This is a genomic window from Pseudoflavonifractor intestinihominis (assembly GCF_040096055.1).
GTDB classification, from domain to species: Bacteria; Bacillota; Clostridia; order Oscillospirales; family Oscillospiraceae; genus Pseudoflavonifractor; species Pseudoflavonifractor intestinihominis.
The window spans coordinates 11,989-28,225 of sequence record NZ_JBBMFK010000008.1; the positions used below are offsets into that span (position 1 = coordinate 11,989).

The window sequence follows — 16,237 nt, forward strand, 5'->3', positions numbered from 1 at the left end:
TCACCTCACATTTTATTTTGACCTTTGCTGCTTCCGTTGTAACGTATTCGTCAGGAAATGGTTGTCCATTCCGCCGCTTTTATCTGCCGGTTGTCTGGTCTGTACCCGGATGCTATGTCCGCTTCTTCTCTGAAGCGCAGTGAATGACGATGCTGCCGTCCTCCTCGTAGCGGACCGCCTCGCCCTTGACGGAGAGGGCGTCCAGCGCCGCAAAATACGCCGCAGTATCGGGGAAAACAGGCTGATATTCCGCTTTGATCGCCGTGGCTCTCTCTGCCCCATCCTGGAGCAGCAGGTGGATCATGGTCGTCAGGCAGGCCGCCGGCACAACGCAGGTGAGTTCAGGGTCTGCGATCATAAAGTCTTTGCTGTGTCCCGCGCCCTGTACGCCGCTGGAGCTGGGCTGAACCACCGGCATCAGTGCGCTCAGATTGCCCATGTCCGTCCCGCCGGGACTCCACGCCTCTGTGCTCAGAAGGCAGGTGCCCGGTCCCTCCAGCAGTTCCATGGCCTCCTTTGCCACCTGCCGGAGCGCCGGCTCATTTCTCATGGGGAGGGCCCCCGGCCAGTCTGTAATCTCAAGCCGTGCGCCAAAGGCCGCGGCGGCTCCGGCGAACGCATTGTTGATGGCCCGGTTGAAGGCCTCCATGGGCGCGACCCGGGCGCCCCGCAGATAGCTCTCCACCACCACCCGGTCGGGGATCACGTTGATGGCGTCTCCGCCTTCCGTGATGATGGGATGAAAGCGGATGTGCTCATCGTCGGGGAACCGCTCCCGGATAGCGTTCGCCGCCGTAATGGCTGCGGTGGCCGCATAGAGGGCGTTGATCCCCTCCTGGGGCCGTGCCCCCGCATGGGCCGCTTTGCCGATAAAGGTCATCTTTTTTACAATACAGCCGCATGTGGGACCGTTTCGTACCTTCAGATGGGTGCCTTTCGCCTGTTTGCCGGCGTGAATCAGCATGGCCATGTCCACACCGTCAAAGTAGCCGCGGTAGATAAACTCCGGCTTCCCCTGGAGGTAGTGCACCACGCCCTGCCGCACAAGGCTCTCGCGGAACTCCAGCTCGATGATCTCCTCCGCGGGCACCGCCATCAGTCTGATCTTTCCGCACAGGCCGTCTGTCACACCGGGCTCCCGGAGCGCGGCCGCGACACCCAGAAGGGCCGCGCACTGGGTGTGATGTCCGCAGGCGTGCACCGCGCCTGTCTCAGGGTTGGCGCAGGGATGTTCCGGACAGGTCAGAGCATCCATCTCGCCCAGAACTGCGATGCACGGCCCGGCTTTCCCCAGATCCAGCTCCGCATAGAAGCCGGGAATCTCTCCCGCTTCCTCTACCCGATAGCCCATGGCTTCCATTTTTTCTTTCAGGTAGGCATGGGCCTTCCACTCATGGTATCCAGTCTCCGGATGGTCCCACAGATAGCGCTCTGCATCCAAAATCAAGGGGCGGTTCCGCTCGATCGCCGCTTGTACCTGCTGGATCCAGCCCATCTTTTTCCCTCCTGTCATGATATCAGCTGCGTTATGACAGAGACATTCAAAAATGTAACAGCAAACGGCATAAACAGCCTGTATCTCGACAGCGACCGCCGGATCAGGTCTCGGTAAATAAAATACAGGAGGAGGCCGAAGCTGCCCAGGAAATACACCGCCGTAGGCATCGCGATATGGCTCATGCCAAACCAGGAGGCGATCTTGATCTCTGCAGGCAGGGTAAGCACACCGTGGATGTTGTAGCCCAGCGTGAACGCAACAAATGCGATATATACGACCCGCATCCAGCCGTAAATTTCCTGCCAGCCCTCCTTTGCGGTGATGCGCGGCGGCTGCCATCTGCCTTCGGAATCACCTCTGGCGTCTCTGGGCGGCATGATCAAAAGTGTATAACAACCCGCCACCCACTCCTCAACGTTTTTTGTGCGTTTTACACAATCCTATAAAAAGAACTCGAAAAACAAATGTTAGAATTTTATAATGTTTCACATGTGTGCCACACCGTCTCCACCTGACTCAAAAAGCGCGTTGGCTCCGCCAGGCCGGGTCGCTTCCTGCAAAAAAATGTCGCCGCAGACGATACCGCGTCCGCGACGACATGGCTTACCCGAGCCATTCGGCTCTTCAGGCCGCTCCTCAAAGGGAGCCCATGTATTTCTTTTTTCCCGCGGCGCAGCGCGTAGTCCCTCCCCCTGTTCCACGGCTGCCCGCCCAACTCCTCAGTTTTTACAGCCTATGTGTGCCCCTGTTCCCGGAATTCACTGGGCGAGAGGCCGGTCATTTTCTTGAACACATCCGCAAAGTGGCGGGAGCTGAAGTAGCCCACCATCATGGCCACGTCCTTGACCAGCACATCCTGCCGGGTGAGCAGGATACGTTTGGCCTGGTTGACCCGCTGGGCGGTCAGATAGGAGGAGAAGGTCTGTCCGGTGCGCTCGTGGAAGAGCTTGCTGAAGTAGTTGGGGGTCATCTCCAGGCGGGACGCCAGCTGGGCCACGCTGATGTCCTGCATATAGTGCTTGGCAATATAGTCCATGGCGTATGTCATCTTATCCGTGCGGCTGGCGCCGGCCTCCAGGTAGAGCTGCTTCTTGTGGACGGCCAGCTGACGGCACAGCGCCGGGAGCGTGGTCCAGGAGAAGGACCCGTTGAGGCACAGGCTCAGCAGGGCGGTGAGCCTGCCCGTATCCAGGCTGAAGGGCGCGTGGAGGGAGACGGCCTTCATCTGCCCCAGGGCCTTCAGATAGAGGGCCTCGTCTGCATCCTGAAAGGCGGTGACCAGCGTGTTGGCCGCCGAGAGCAGCTCATGCTCCTGGGGCGTAAAGGGCAGTTCGGCCGGAAAGCAGAGCTTGCCCGCCGGAAGCCCGAAGCGCAGGTAATCCATCTCCTCCGCATCCGTAGTGTTTTTGAACAGCTGCCACAGGTCAACGCCCTTGGTACACAGGCAGGTCACCGCCGCGTCCTCGTACTCCAGGGCGCGGCACAGCCGCTCCACCCGGCTGCACAGGCCGGGGAACGCCTTGTCGCCGCAGTGGATGATAAGCTCGAAGCAGGCCTGCCTGGAGTCCCGCAGGACGGCCCGGAGCCGCTGGTCCGCGCACTCCCGGATCACGGCGTTCAGGCTCTCCTGCATGGCCAGATAGGCCTTGGCGTAGTTGGCCTTGCCCGGGCGGGTGTCCAGGAAAAAGGCAAAGGCGCAGTAGGCGCCCTGCTGCCCGGCACAGGGGTCGGCCAGCTTGCAGTAGCCGATCTCCTCCCACAGCAGGCAGTTTTCCAGTACCTTGACCTGAAAATCCATATTCAGGTTCCGCCGGGTGCGGGACAGGCGCTGGGAGAGCCGCTCCAGCAGGGCCGCCAGCTGTTGGGGCTCCGCCGGCTTGACCAGGTAGTCGGCCACCTGGAGCGTGATGCTCTTCTTGGCGTAGTCAAACTCGGAGTGTCCGCTGACAACCACAAACTGGGTGTCCATCGAGCACTGCCTGCACTGCTCGATGGCGGTCAGGCCGTCCATATGGGGCATGCTGATGTCCACGAAGGCCACGTCCGGGTGGAGGCGTCGGCACTGCTCCACCAGCGTCTTTCCGTTGGTGGCCTCAAAGATCATAAACGTGCCGTCGTCCAGGTCGTGCAGCATGCTCTTGAGGGAATAGCGGGCCAGCCGGTCGTCATCGGCAATCAGGATCAGCATCTTCTCATCTCCTTTTCAAATCCGCTCTCCCGCAGGATCCGCTCCAGGTCCTCCAGGCTGACCGGCTTGGCCAGAATGTACCGCACGCCGCAGCGCCGCAGCGGCCCCGCCTCAGCGGAGACATCGTATCCGCTGAGGAAGACCCATACCGTCTCCGGGCAGAGGGGATGGACCTGGAGCAGAAACTCTATCCCGCTGCATTTGGGCATCTTATAGTCCACAAAGCCCAGACTGGGCGCGCCATGCTCGGCGATCCAGGCTCTGGCCTGAGCCGCGCCCCCGGCGTGATGATAGGAGACGTCCGTCCCTGTCAGAAGCTCCTCCAGCATGGACTGGGTACATATGCGCACCAGGCGCTCGTCGTCCACCAGTAATATATCCATCTCAAAACTCCTTATGTGGTTTCCCGGTTCATTTCCAGCAGAATGCGGACAGTGGTCCCCTTGCCCGGGGTGCTGCGGATCTCGTAATGGGAGCGCTCATGGAAAATGCTCAGGCGCTGCATCACGTTGGTCAGCCCCACGCCAGGGGGCGTGGAGGCGGTGTCATAGCCCACGCCGGTGTCCACGATCTCCAGAATCAGCGTCTGTCCGCCGTTCTCCTCCCGCCGGAGCATGGAGTGGAGGATGATCTCAATGGGGGTGTCGTCGGCCTCCATGCCGTGGACGATACAGTTCTCCACAAAGGGCTGGACCACCAGCTTGGGGATCCGAATGTCCGCCACGGCGGGGTCCACCATGACGGTATAGGTGATCTGGTCGCCGAAGCGGAGCTTCTGGAGCTCCAGGTACTGGACGGCAAAGTCGTACTCCCGGGCCACGGTGGTGGTGTCGTCGTTGTTGCAGATATACCGGAAGAGTTTGGTGAGATGGAGTATGCTGGACTCCAGCAGCTGCCGCTCCCCCATGCGGTTGAGGGCGATGAAGCCGTTGAGCACGTTATAGAGGAAGTGGGGGTTGATCTGGGACTGGAGGGCCAGGTACTCCGCGCGGCTCTGGCTGGCCCTGGCCTCCGCCTCGGTGTGGATCAGGGCGTCCAGCTTCTGGCCGGTCTGGTTGAGGGCGTCGGCAATGGCCTGGAAGTCCTGGTTCCCCGCCACCTTACAGGTGTAGTTCAGGTTGCCGTCCTGGAGCTGGCGGATGGCGTACAGGATGGAGTCAATGGACACCACTGCGCTGGCGGACTGGAACCGGTAGAGCACGAAACCGGCCACAAAGGCCAGCGCGGCCACCACGAAGATGATGGCCACGGACTCCGCGGTGGACACTCTGAAGTCATCCACCGAGAGAATGAGGGACAGCTGCCAGCCAGCCCGCTCCAGGGTGCAGTCCTGGACCACATAGGCGCTGCTCCCGGCGGCCTGGGCCAGCAGGTCGGGCGTGGCGCTGCCGGCGCTGTAGACGACGGTTCCGGTCTGATCGGTAAGGAGAAGACCGGAATTTTGTGTAATGTTAATGCGGTCCAGGCTGTCATAGATCCGGGAAGTACCGGCCTCAATCTCCAGGATGCCCAGCTCTTTTCCCGAGTCGTAATCCTTTATGGTGCGCAGCAGCAAAAAGGAGCCCCCGGTGTCCTGTGCGCCGTCCAGGCCGAGGAAGACCGCCTTGCTGCCGTAGGGCACCGTATAGGAGTAGAGGGTGTCAACGGTCTGCCAGCTCACCTGGGTGTGGGAGAGCCCGGCGGTATCCCGGTTGATGGAGTAGCAGGCGCCCCGGCCCTGGCCGAAGGGGTAAAAGCGGATGGAGCGCACATCCTGTGCCGAGGCGTGGAGCAGCTTGGTAAAGAGCAGGGTGTAATTTGTCTCCAGCTGGGCCAGGTTCAGATAATCGGGCGGCTCCACCCCCGCTTCCAGATATCCGTTTTTCATGTAGGTCATCATGCGGGAGATGTCGGTGTACAGGTAGGGCGTAAAGGAGATCTGCTCCAGCTCCGCGAAGGACATGTTGAGCGCGCTGGCCCCGGCGTCCAGGGCTCCGGCGTACACATCCTTGTTGAACTCAAGGGCCTTCCAGTTGTAGTAGAACGACAGCGCGCAGAACAGCGCCAGAATGGGCAGCATGGAGCTGATGATAAAGTGGCGCAGAGAGATGTTGCGAAAGCTGTACCCCATATTCATGGCGATTCCTCCTGACCGCTGTTGTCCGGAATTTCTGGTGCAATTATAACAACTCATTTAAGTGAAATACAATGGTTTTGATGGTGAGTGCACAAAAACGTACCTGGATTATAGATTTGCTACATATACAGGCCGCCGGAAGGCTTTTATAATCAAAGCATGAAGTCCGAAACCAGTTTGGACATGGAAAGGAGTACATAAACATGAAAAAGGCACTCGCTCTTGCACTCTCCGCCGCGCTTTCCGTCTCCCTTCTCGCCGGCTGCAGCAGCGGCGAACCCACCGTCTCTCCCAGCGGCTCCCAGACCGGCGGCGATTCCGGCTCCGGCGAAAAGGTCCAGCTCACCTTCATGACCAACGTGGTGGGCGAAAAGGCCTCCGCGCTGGAGAGCGCCATCAAGGACTTTGAGGCCGAGACCGGCTACACCGTGGAGTTCTCCGCCCCCGGCAGCAGCTACGAGGAGCTGATGAAGACCAAGATGTCCTCCAACGAGCTGCCCGACGTGTTCACCACCCACGGCTGGTCTGTGGCCCGGTACAGCGAGTACCTGATGCCGGTCAACGACATGCCGTTTGCCTCCCGCATCTCCGATCAGATCAAGTCGGTCATCACCAACTCCGAGGGCCAGATGTTCGTCCTGCCCGTGGACATGGAGATCGCCGGCATCATCTACAACGTGGACGTGCTGGACAGCTGCAACATCGACCCTGACAGCCTGAAGACCTGGGACGACTTTGCCGCCGCCTGCGCGACCATCAAGGCCGCCGGCATCTCCCCCATGCACATCGGCGGCAAGGATACCTGGACCATCGGCCAGTTCTTTGACTGGGTGGCCCCCTCCTTCTACGTGACCGACGAGAACAACAGCAAGGCCGAGGAGCTCAAGAGCGGCACCTTTGACAGCGCCGTGTGGACTGAGATCGCCCAGATGATGTCCGACTGGACCGTGGCCGGCTACTTCAACCCCGACGTACTCACCGCCGACTACAACAGCGACATGGAGGCCCTGGCCACCGGCACCACCGCCTTCTGCTTCTACGGCCCCTCCTCCATGGTGGACGCCTACGGCATCAACGCCGACGCCAACCTGGGCATGATGCCCATCCCCTCCAACAGCCCTGACGATGATCCCACCCTCATCGCCGGCGAGGACATCGCCGTGGGCGTGTGGAAGGACACCGCCTATCCCGAGGCGGCCCAGGAGCTGCTGGAGTACCTGGCCCGTCCTGAAGTGTGCGCCAAGATCGCCGAAGCCGCCGGCAACGCCGCCGGCCTCAACGATGTGACCGTGGAGCTGGGCGACATCGGCGTGTATCTGGAGAAGTACAAGGACGTGAAGACCTTCCCCTACTTTGACCGCGAGTATCTGCCCAGCGGCCTGTGGGACGTGATGTGCTCCACCGGCGCCGAGATCCTGGCCCAGACCTCCGGCGCCGTGGAGAATGCCGGCAAGATCATGGAGCAGTCGTTCAACGACAAATACGCCGGATAATCCAATCCCCCTGCCGGACGGGCCTGCCCCTGCAGGCCCGTCTGTTTTAAACTGGCGCGCACAGCAAAGGAGGACGTCATGTTGAAAAAACGGCCGCGAGCCCGTATGGGGCAGTACAAAATGGATCTCTTCTATCTGCCTGCCGTACTGCTGTTCATCGTATTTGTCATCTACCCCTTTCTCAAGGGAGGCTTTCTCTCCCTGACCAACTGGAACGGCTATTCCCAGAGCTATCGGATGGTGGGATTGAACAACTATCTGCGGCTGTTTACCGACAAAAACATGGGGACCGCCATTCTGAACACCCTGATCTACGCATTCGGAAGCACCCTGCTGCAAAATGTCATCGGCCTGGCTCTGGCCCTGTTCCTCAACAGCAAGTTCCGGGGCCGCTCCCTGCTGCGCACCATTATCTACCTGCCGGTCATGATTGCGCCCCTCATCATGGGCTACGTGATGTACTTTTTCTTCTCCTACAACCGGGGCGCCATCAACGACATCGTGGTGGCCCTGGGGGGCGAGATGGTGGACTGGATGGCCAGCGGGCCCAGAGCGGTCATCATCATGACGGTCATCAACGCCCTCCAGTTCGTGGGCGTGTCCATGGTCATCTATCTGGCGGGCCTGCAGAACATCCCCAGCATGTACTATGAGGCCGCCAAGGTGGACGGCATCGGCACGGTCTCCCAGTTCCGCTACATCACCTTCCCGCTGCTCATGCCCGCCATCCAGTCGTCGGTGGTGGTCAACCTGGTGGGCGGCTTCAAGCTCTTCGACATCATCATGGCCCTCACCTCCGGCGGACCGGGCTACGCCTCCCACAGCCTGTCCACCCTGATCCACCGGACCTACTTCGGCAGCGAAAACGCGGGCTACGCCTCGGCCATCGGCCTGGTGTCCTTCCTGCTGATCCTGGTCATCAGCTCCCTGGTCACCCGATACTTTACCCGGAAGGAGGTCCAGATGTGAGCAGACAGCCTAAAACGAACAAGCGCCGGGCCTGGTGGCGCATCCCCATCGCCCTCGTCATCCTGGCCATTTTCCTCTCGCCGTTCTATATCCTGCTCAGCGTGGCCTTCCGCTCCCCCCAGAACCTGAGCTCCTACTGGATCTTCCCCACCCAGCTCCACCTGGAGAACTTCCAGAGCGCCATCCAAGAGGGAGATATCCTGCTGGCCATCTTCAACAGCCTGATCATCACCGTGGGCGCCGTGTTCCTGGTCACAGTCATCGGCGCGTTGGCGGCCTATCCCCTGGCCCGGCGGCGCACCAGGCTCAACATGGGCATCAAGGGCTTTGCCCTGGGCATCATGATGGTGCCGCCCCTGTCCATCCTGGTGTCCCTCTACTCGGTGATGGTGCAGCTCCAGGGCGTGAACCGCTTCTGGGGCATCATCATCATCCTGGTCACCTTTGAGCTGCCCCTGAGCATCTTCCTGTACACCAATTTCATCTCCTCCATCCCCAACGCCCTGGACGAGGCCGCCGCCATCGACGGCAGCGGTCCGGTGCGCACCTTCTTCCAGATCATCCTGCCCCAGCTCAAGCCGGTGACGGCCTCGGTGGTCATCCTCACCGGCGTCCACTGCTGGAACGACTACCAGTTCTCCCTGTACATGCTCCAGTCCCCCAAGCTGCGCACCATTCCGCTGGCCATCGCGTCCTACTTCTCCCAGACCACCAGCAACGTCAACGCGGCGGCGGCGGCGGCCCTTCTGGCCATCCTGCCCATTGTCATCGCGTTCCTGTTCCTGCAGAAGTATTTTATCCAGGGCATGGTGGACAGCGCCATCAAATAATGGAAGGAGCCGCTCTATTGAATAACGAACGCTTTCATCCTATCATAGAGGAGCCGCCGCTGGCACACGCGCTGCACCACTGGGATCAGGACCGGGGCCTGCTCACCTATGAGTACAACGGCGTCAACGTGATCGAAGTACAGGTGCCCGCCGGGACGGATCTGGGCTTTCGCCACGGGTCGGACGGCTCCATGCAGAGCATCCAGTATATTCAGCAGCTCTATCTGGCCAGCGAGACCCCCTGCACCGCCCGCATCACCCTGCGGGGCCACGCCGGAGCGCTGAACCTGCGGCCCCACCGGGCCAGGGGCGAGCAGGCGGTGCTGGGCACCCAGCCCGGTGTGCTGAGCTGGGGGGTCAACGGCTTCTACGACACGGAGTGGGACCTGCTTCTGGACTGGCATGGCCTCCCCTGGCGCTGGACCGCCCAGGCCATGGAGGAGCAGCCGGACGGCTGGGTCGCCGCCGTCTTTGAGGCGGAGCTGACCATGCAGGCCCTGTATCTCAACCTGCGCCCCCGGTACTACGGCAGCTACCTGGGCTACCGCTTCCACCGCCCCTGGCTCCGCCGTCCCAACCAGAAGGCGGTGGCCGGCTGGTGCTCCTGGGAGGCCTACCGCCGGGACATCGACATCGGCAAGGTCCGCGCCGTTGCCGACTTTCTCAGCAAACACCTGTCCCCCTACGGCCTGGAGTACCTCCAGGTGGACGACGGCTATCAGGCCATGCCCCTGCCCGTGAAGGCGGAGATGACCATGGCCCAGGGCTGGATGTGCTGTGACAGCGAGAAGTTTCCCGGCGGCCACGAGAGCATCGTGTCGGCGGCTGCGGAAAAGGGCCTGGCCCCCGCCATCTGGGTCAACGCCAACATCACCAACCCCGACTTTCCCACGGCCCATCCCGACGCCGTCATCTGGCACGATGGGGAGCCTCTCACGGGGGAGTGGATCGACTTCCTCTACAACTGCACCCCCGAGACCCTGGCCGCCCATGTGGAGCCCCTCTTTGCCGCCCTGCGGGAGAAGGGCTACCGCTACATCAAGATCGACGCCATCCGCCACCTGCTCTTTGACGGCCTCCACGAGTGCGTCCGCCTGGGCCTGATGACCAACGAGGACGCCTCCGCCCGGTTCCGCGCCTTCATGGAGGCGGGCCGCAGGGGCATGGGCGAAGACATGTACTACCTGGCCAGCTGGGGCGAGATGCACGAGGTGGTGGGCGTGGCCGACGCCTGCCGCATCTCCATGGACGCCAACCCCACCTGGGCAGGGGTGCGGATGCAGCTCTTCGAGTCCGCCCGCTGGTTCCACGCCCACCGGGTGCTCTTCCTCAACGACCCGGACCACGTGTGCGTACGCACCAAGCCGGAGTGGGCCCGCAGCGTGCTCTCCCTCATCAGCCTGTCCGGCGAGCTGTACATGCTCAGCGACACCGCCGAGGCCTACACAGCCGAGAAGCTGGATATCCTCCGCAGGACCCTGCCGCCCCTGACCACCAGTACCGGTGAGACCGGGCCCCTGAATCTGGAGTATCCCGCCTACACCTGGACCAAGCTCCACGGCTTTGCCGTCCAGTCCCACGAGACGCCGGTGGAGATGGAGGACGTGAGCGCCCAGGAGGCCGCCAACATCGCCGGCTGGGCCCCCGACCGGGACAACCTCCACCCCTTCTCCAGCCTCTGGTCCTTTGCCATGGTCCACCACGGCATGAACTGGCGGGTCATGCTCCGGGTGGCCACCACGCCGCTGGCCTCCGGACGGCTGCCCCTGGAGCGGCTGGCCCTGGACCCGGACAAGACCTATCTGGCCTACGATTTCTGGGCGCAGGAGTTCCTGGGCGAGGTGAGCGGCACCGTGGACTGCCCCCCTCTGGCCCTGGGCTGCTGCCAGGCCGTGGCCTTCCACCAGAGGCCCGATCACCCCGCGGTCATCGCCTCCGACCGGCATGTGTCCATGGACGCGGTCAGCATCCTGTCCCACCTCTGGGACGGCAAGGCCCTCCGTCTCAGGCTCACCGGTCCTGTGGGCGAGACCTTCCGCTACCACATCTGGACGCCCGGCGGCATGTCCCTTGCCCTCGGGGAACAGAGGGGCTGCACCGCTGCGCTGGAACAGGGCGCGCTGACCACCGCTGTGGTGACATTTGAGAACAAGGAGGCGGACCTATGCCTGACACTGGCGTGAACATCCCGCTTGAGCTGCTGAGTGAGGAAGCCTTTGCCCCTTTCGGGCGGCTCATCCAGTTCTCCCAGCACCCGGAGGACCCCCGGTTTGAGGTGGTCATCCGGGAGGAGATCGAACCCTGGCGCATCGCCATGTTCCGGGTGCGCCAGCGCACCGCGGAGCGGCTGGAGTGCCACCCCACCTCCATGGAGAGCTTTGAGCCGGTCTCAGGCATCGGCGTCCTGCTGTGCGCCGAGCCCCACGCGCCGGATCAGCTCCACGCCTTTCTGCTGGACGCGCCGGTGTGCCTGTACAAGGCGGTGTGGCACGAGGTAATTACCCTTTCCGACGAGGCAATCTATAAGATCACAGAGAACAAGGAGGTGCATTCGGAATTCCATACATTCCCGTTTCCAGTGAGGTTTCAAATTACCGCGCCAATGAAATGAGGAGGAAAAGCTGTGAAAAAGACTGCGAAACGCGCCTGTTCCCTGCTGTGCGTTCTGGCCATGCTGCTGGGCCTGCTGCCCGGCGCGGCGCTGGCGGCAGAGGGCCCCAACCTGGTCCAGAACCCCGACTTTCTCACCGAGGACAACTGGGAATTTGTCAACGGCGGCGTGTCCGGCGGCCACTTCTATCTGGATGAGGACGGCCGGGTGAGCCAGAAGATCACCATCCCCGCCGACGGTACCTACGCCGTCTCCGGGAAGCTGGCCACCGCCTCCGGCACTGTGGACTGCACCTTCGGCGTCAAGATGGCCGACGGCGACGTCCTGAAAGAGGAGCAGCTGGCCAGCGGGCTGGACTACGACCTGATCGAACTGGGCACCTTTGACCTCCAGCAGGACGACGTCATCGAGGTATACGCCACCCGGAGCGCCACCGGCAACTGGGTCAACGGCAACGGCATCAAGGTCGTGGACGTCAACTATCCCGAGCCCGCGCCCGATTACAGCGGCAACCTGCTGCAGGACCCCGGCTTTGAGAACGGCGGTACCGGTTGGTATTTTGCCAACAGCAAGGGCGACGGCACCCCTCAGCGCTCCGGCTCCGGCATTCAGACCAACAACCCCCACACCGGCTCCAGAGGCTTCTTCCTGGACGGCGGTGAGAGCAACGCCATCCGCCAGACTGTGACCGTGCCCTATAACGGCTGCTACACCACCTCCGCTTACATCGCCACCGGCGGCAGCGGCGCGGTGTTCGGCATCAAGGACAGCGGCGACCAGGTTCTGGACTCCGCAACTCTGCCCAACGGCGCCACCTACAGCGCCCCCCACGCCCTCAAGACCCTGGAGCTGAAGCAGGGCGACGAGGTCACCGTCTATGTCACCGGCGGCAGCGCCTGGACCAACGGCGACGACATCTCCTTTGCCTATGACTTCTCCCAGGTGGCCTACAACCTGCTCTCCGGCCTGACCCTGGAGGGCACCACCTCCGTTCGTCTGCCCTGGGCTGGTGACTACATCTTCACCGCCGACATCACCGGCGGCACTGTCACCGTCAACGGCCAGGAGGTGGCTGACGGCAAGCTGTCCCTCACCGGTCTGGAGCTGGACAGCATGGCCGAGATCGTGGTGTCCGACGGCTGCACCGTGGAGAACGCCAGCCTGACTCTGGACACCTCCAGCATCCCCAACGAGGCCCCCACCGCCACCGATGTGGCCTTCACCGGTATCCTCCACTCCGGTCAGATCCTCACCGGCAGCTACACCTTTACCGACACTGACGAGGGTCAGGGCGGCAAGGAGGGTGTCACCGCCTTCCGCTGGCTGAGCGCCGACGCCATTGACGGCGAGTACACCGCCATTGAGGGTGAGACCGGCAAGACTCTGGCGCTCACCGACGACCTGGACGGGAAGTACATCAAGTTCGAGGTTACCCCTGTGGACGGCTACGGCAAGGCGGGCGAGACTGTGACGACTGAGGCACAGGGCCCCGTGGTCATCAACTATGTCCGCAACCCCGGCCTCGAGATTGAGAGCAGCTATCAGCCCGTGGGTTGGGCCACCAAAAACGGCGGCAGTATGCCCAATAATTTCAACGATGCACGTGGCGGTTTCCGGTTTGCCCGTATCTTTGCCGGGGACAGCGACGCTGAGGTATATTATACCGCAGATATTCCTATGACTGCAAATTATACTGCAGGTGCCTGGATAAATACCGATACCGCTGCAGGAACGCTGGGTGTGCGCACCACCTCCGGAGCGGTGCTCCAGGAAATCACCCTGCCCGCGACCAGCGGCGAGTATCAGTTCGTGGAGCTGACCTTTGCCGCTGAGGGCGGCACTCAGGTAGAGTTCTATCTGAAGGGCGCTGAGGGCTGCAGCCAGATCTATGGCGACGACTTCCAGATCCTCTACAAGGACAAGGAGAACCTGCCCGAGTTCGTCACCCTCCACGCCTTTGATGTGGAAGGCGCCACCTCCGTGAAGATGGACAACGACGCCAAGACCATTGCCGTCACCGTCCCCTACGAGACCGACGTCACCGCCCTCACCGTCACCAGCAAGGTGTCCGAGGGTGCCACCATTCAGCCCGCCTCCGGCAGCGCGGTGGATTTCTCCGAGCCTGTGGAGTTCACCATCACCAACGGCAGCAGCAGCGCCACCTGGACCGTCACCGTCACCGTGGCGGAGAAGTGCCTGGTGCTCACCAGCGACAACGAGATCCTGACCGAGGGCTTCAACTGGGCGGTGCAGAAGACCAACCAGTTTGTCATGACAGGCAAGTCCGGCCTGATCAACAAGTCCGAGAGCGGCGCCGGTACCGGTCCCGTGGACTACATGCCCTCCTACTGGGCGGGCTACTACGACCGCACCGCCTTCTATGGCCGCGACTTTGTCCACCAGGCCGTGGGCGGCCAGATCGTGGGCCTGTGGAATGAGAACTGGAACATGTTCCACACCTTTGCCGCCTTCGCCTCTGAATCCCGCGACTGGTACACCGGCTGGGCCTTCAACTTTGACGGCTCCATCTACACCCTGGATTACAAGAACGACAACAACTTCGTCCGGGAAGTCCCGGCCCAGTTCGAGCTGGTGGAGAAGGCCTACAAGCAGTACCTGTGGAGCGGCGACCGGCGCTACATCGAGGACGAGACCATGTGGAACTTCTACACCAAGGTCATGACCGACTTTGTGGAGCTCCACGACACCAACGGCAACGGTATCGCCGAGGGCACCGGCGGCGGCATCTTCTCCGGCTCCTGCACCTACAACGAGCGGGGCGGCCAGCCCATCATCGAGGCCGGCGACGCCATCGGCTCCCAGTACCAGGCCACCCTGGCCTACGCCGCCATGCTCAAGGAGCGGGGCGAGCTGGAGGAGAGCGAGGCGTGGTATGCCAAGGCCGACGAGCTCAAGCGCTACTTCAACGAGGAGTGGAGCGTCATGCCCGACGACGAGGACGGCACCGGCCTCTACGCCCGGGCTCTGAGCACTGACGGCGTCACCAAGTACGACGACTTCGGCAAGGAGAACAGCTGGTTCATGCCCATGAAGCTCATCACCGAGCCGGGCGCGCGCAACGACGCCTATCTGGACTTCATTGCGGATGAGGTGGGCGACCACATCGGCGACAAGACCAACTCCCCCTCCAACATCGAGGCCTGGTCCTACCTGCCCGACGTGTTCTTCCCCTACAACCGGGCCAACGACGCCTGGAAGTACATGACCTATATCCTCAGCGTGAAGGACGATCCCCACGAGCGGCCCAGCCAGGGCACCAACGGCGACTACCCCGAGATCTCCTTCACCATCATCTCCCAGACCGTGGAGGGCATGATGGGCATGGAGGCCGACGCCTACAACCACAAGGTGGTCACCGCGCCCCGCCTGCCCGACGAGGTTCGCAACGTGTCCGTCAAGTATATCCAGATGGGCGACCACGAGCTGGACCTGGCCCACGACGGCCTGACCAAGAGCACCCTGACCAACCACAGCGAGAACGCCCTGGAGTGGGAGGCCCGGTTCTACGGCGAGTACAAGTATGTCAACGTGGACGGCGTCCAGCTGTCCGCCCAGCAGAAGGACGTCAACGGCGTGACCGTGAGCTATGTCACCGTCCCCGTGGCGGCCAACGGCACCGTGGTCTGTGAGGCCACCAACGAGGTGGACACCTCCGATGTGAGCTCCGCTCCCACCAGCACCGTGACTGTGAACGACGCCGCCAACGGCACCGTCACCGTCAACAAGGACTACGCCACCATGGGCAGCACCGTGGTCATCACCGCCGTCCCCGCCCAAGGCTACGTTCTGGACAGCCTGAAGGCTGTGGACGCCAGCGGCAGCGAGCTGACCCTCCGGGCGCTGGCCAGCGGCGGGTACGCCTTCACCATGCCCGGCAGCAAGGTCACTGTCACCGCTGTCTTTGCCCCTGAGGGCGGCGGGGCAGAGGAGGGCTTCACCGACGTGCCCGACGGCGTGTGGTACTCCGAGGCAGTGGCGTACGTCACCGGGCAGGGCCTGATGAACGGCACCGGCGAGACCACCTTCAGCCCCATGCTGTCCATGAGCCGCGCCATGCTGGTGACCGTGCTCTACCGCCTGGAGGGCGAGCCTCAGGCAGGCGCGTGCCCCTTCACCGACGTGCCCGGCGGCACCTGGTACACCGATGCAGTGGCCTGGGCGGCTGCCAACGGCATCGTCACCGGCGTCAGCGACACCCGCTTCGCCCCCGAGGACGAGATCACCCGCGAGTCCCTGGCGGTCATTCTGTACCGGTATGCGGCATGGAAGGACCTGGCCCAGGGCGAGGCCGGCGACCTGACCGTCTTTGCCGACGGCGCTTCCGTCTCCGGCTGGGCGGCTGACGCCACGGCCTGGGCCGTAGGCCGGGGCATCCTCACCGGCAAGAGCGGAAACGCGCTGGACCCCCAGGGCACCGCCACCCGCGCTGAGGTCGCCATGATGCTCATGCGGTTCCACCGCGGGATGCAGGCATAACGGCAGCCCTCGCCCCGGCGGTCCCCAGGCGTAGA

The 16,237-nt window shown here is 62.6% G+C and carries 11 protein-coding genes; 6 read left to right on the forward strand and 5 right to left on the reverse strand.

What is annotated here, in order from left to right; all coding sequences use genetic code 11:
• Window positions 1-112: 112 nt before the first annotated feature.
• The 5 genes from WMO64_RS06255 to WMO64_RS06275 form a co-directional block, all read right to left on the reverse strand.
• Complete coding sequence (locus WMO64_RS06255) at window positions 113-1,495, reverse strand: amidohydrolase (protein ID WP_349231392.1); 1,383 nt, start codon at window positions 1,493-1,495, stop codon at window positions 113-115.
• A gap of 14 nt (window positions 1,496-1,509) precedes the next feature.
• The gene (locus WMO64_RS06260) at window positions 1,510-1,902 is read right to left on the reverse strand and encodes a hypothetical protein (protein ID WP_349231393.1); all 393 of its coding nucleotides are present in this window, start codon (window positions 1,900-1,902) and stop codon (window positions 1,510-1,512) included.
• A gap of 329 nt (window positions 1,903-2,231) precedes the next feature.
• Complete coding sequence (locus WMO64_RS06265) at window positions 2,232-3,686, reverse strand: response regulator transcription factor (RefSeq protein ID WP_349231394.1); 1,455 nt, start codon at window positions 3,684-3,686, stop codon at window positions 2,232-2,234.
• Complete coding sequence (locus WMO64_RS06270) at window positions 3,680-4,069, reverse strand: response regulator (protein WP_349231395.1); 390 nt, start codon at window positions 4,067-4,069, stop codon at window positions 3,680-3,682. The genes WMO64_RS06265 and WMO64_RS06270 overlap by 7 nt, the downstream gene beginning before the upstream one ends.
• An 11-nt stretch (window positions 4,070-4,080) precedes the next feature.
• Window positions 4,081-5,802 carry a sensor histidine kinase gene (locus WMO64_RS06275; protein ID WP_349231396.1) on the reverse strand — a complete coding sequence of 574 codons (1,722 nt, stop codon included), beginning with the start codon at window positions 5,800-5,802 and terminating at the stop codon, window positions 4,081-4,083.
• 203 nt (window positions 5,803-6,005) lie between these two features.
• On the opposite strand from WMO64_RS06275, the gene WMO64_RS06280 reads away from it, so the two are divergent.
• The 6 genes from WMO64_RS06280 (at window position 6,006) to WMO64_RS06305 (ending at window position 16,202) form a co-directional block, all read left to right on the forward strand.
• Entirely contained in the window at window positions 6,006-7,295 is a 1,290-nt protein-coding gene (locus WMO64_RS06280; protein ID WP_349231397.1) for an ABC transporter substrate-binding protein, read from the forward strand.
• Between the two features lie 120 nt (window positions 7,296-7,415).
• Window positions 7,416-8,264 (forward strand): carbohydrate ABC transporter permease, encoded by an 849-nt coding sequence (locus WMO64_RS06285; RefSeq protein ID WP_349231398.1) that lies wholly within the window; start codon window positions 7,416-7,418, stop codon window positions 8,262-8,264.
• A complete protein-coding gene (locus tag WMO64_RS06290) occupies window positions 8,261-9,094 on the forward strand; it encodes a carbohydrate ABC transporter permease (protein WP_349231399.1) in 834 nt (277 codons plus the stop codon). The genes WMO64_RS06285 and WMO64_RS06290 overlap by 4 nt, the downstream gene beginning before the upstream one ends.
• Window positions 9,095-9,111: 17 nt before the next feature.
• Window positions 9,112-11,277, forward strand: a complete 2,166-nt coding sequence (locus WMO64_RS06295; RefSeq protein WP_349231400.1) for an alpha-galactosidase — start codon at window positions 9,112-9,114, stop codon at window positions 11,275-11,277.
• Window positions 11,259-11,705, forward strand: coding sequence for an ureidoglycolate lyase (locus WMO64_RS06300; protein ID WP_349231401.1), 447 nt, complete (start codon window positions 11,259-11,261; stop codon window positions 11,703-11,705). Before WMO64_RS06295 ends, WMO64_RS06300 begins: the two co-directional genes overlap by 19 nt.
• A gap of 12 nt (window positions 11,706-11,717) precedes the next feature.
• A complete protein-coding gene (locus WMO64_RS06305; RefSeq protein WP_349231402.1) occupies window positions 11,718-16,202 on the forward strand; it encodes an S-layer homology domain-containing protein in 4,485 nt (1,494 codons plus the stop codon).
• The last annotated feature ends 35 nt before the right edge of the window (window positions 16,203-16,237 follow it).

Coding starts and splice junctions, on each gene's coding strand:
- WMO64_RS06255 (WP_349231392.1), bottom strand. CDS start 1,495: ATGGGCTGGATCCAGCAGGTACAAGCGGCGATCGAGCGGAACCGCCCC.
- WMO64_RS06265 (WP_349231394.1), bottom strand. CDS start 3,686: ATGCTGATCCTGATTGCCGATGACGACCGGCTGGCCCGCTATTCCCTC.
- WMO64_RS06270 (WP_349231395.1), bottom strand. CDS start 4,069: ATGGATATATTACTGGTGGACGACGAGCGCCTGGTGCGCATATGTACC.
- WMO64_RS06275 (WP_349231396.1), bottom strand. CDS start 5,802: ATGAATATGGGGTACAGCTTTCGCAACATCTCTCTGCGCCACTTTATC.
- WMO64_RS06280 (WP_349231397.1), top strand. CDS start 6,006: ATGAAAAAGGCACTCGCTCTTGCACTCTCCGCCGCGCTTTCCGTCTCC.
- WMO64_RS06285 (WP_349231398.1), top strand. CDS start 7,416: ATGGATCTCTTCTATCTGCCTGCCGTACTGCTGTTCATCGTATTTGTC.
- WMO64_RS06300 (WP_349231401.1), top strand. CDS start 11,259: ATGCCTGACACTGGCGTGAACATCCCGCTTGAGCTGCTGAGTGAGGAA.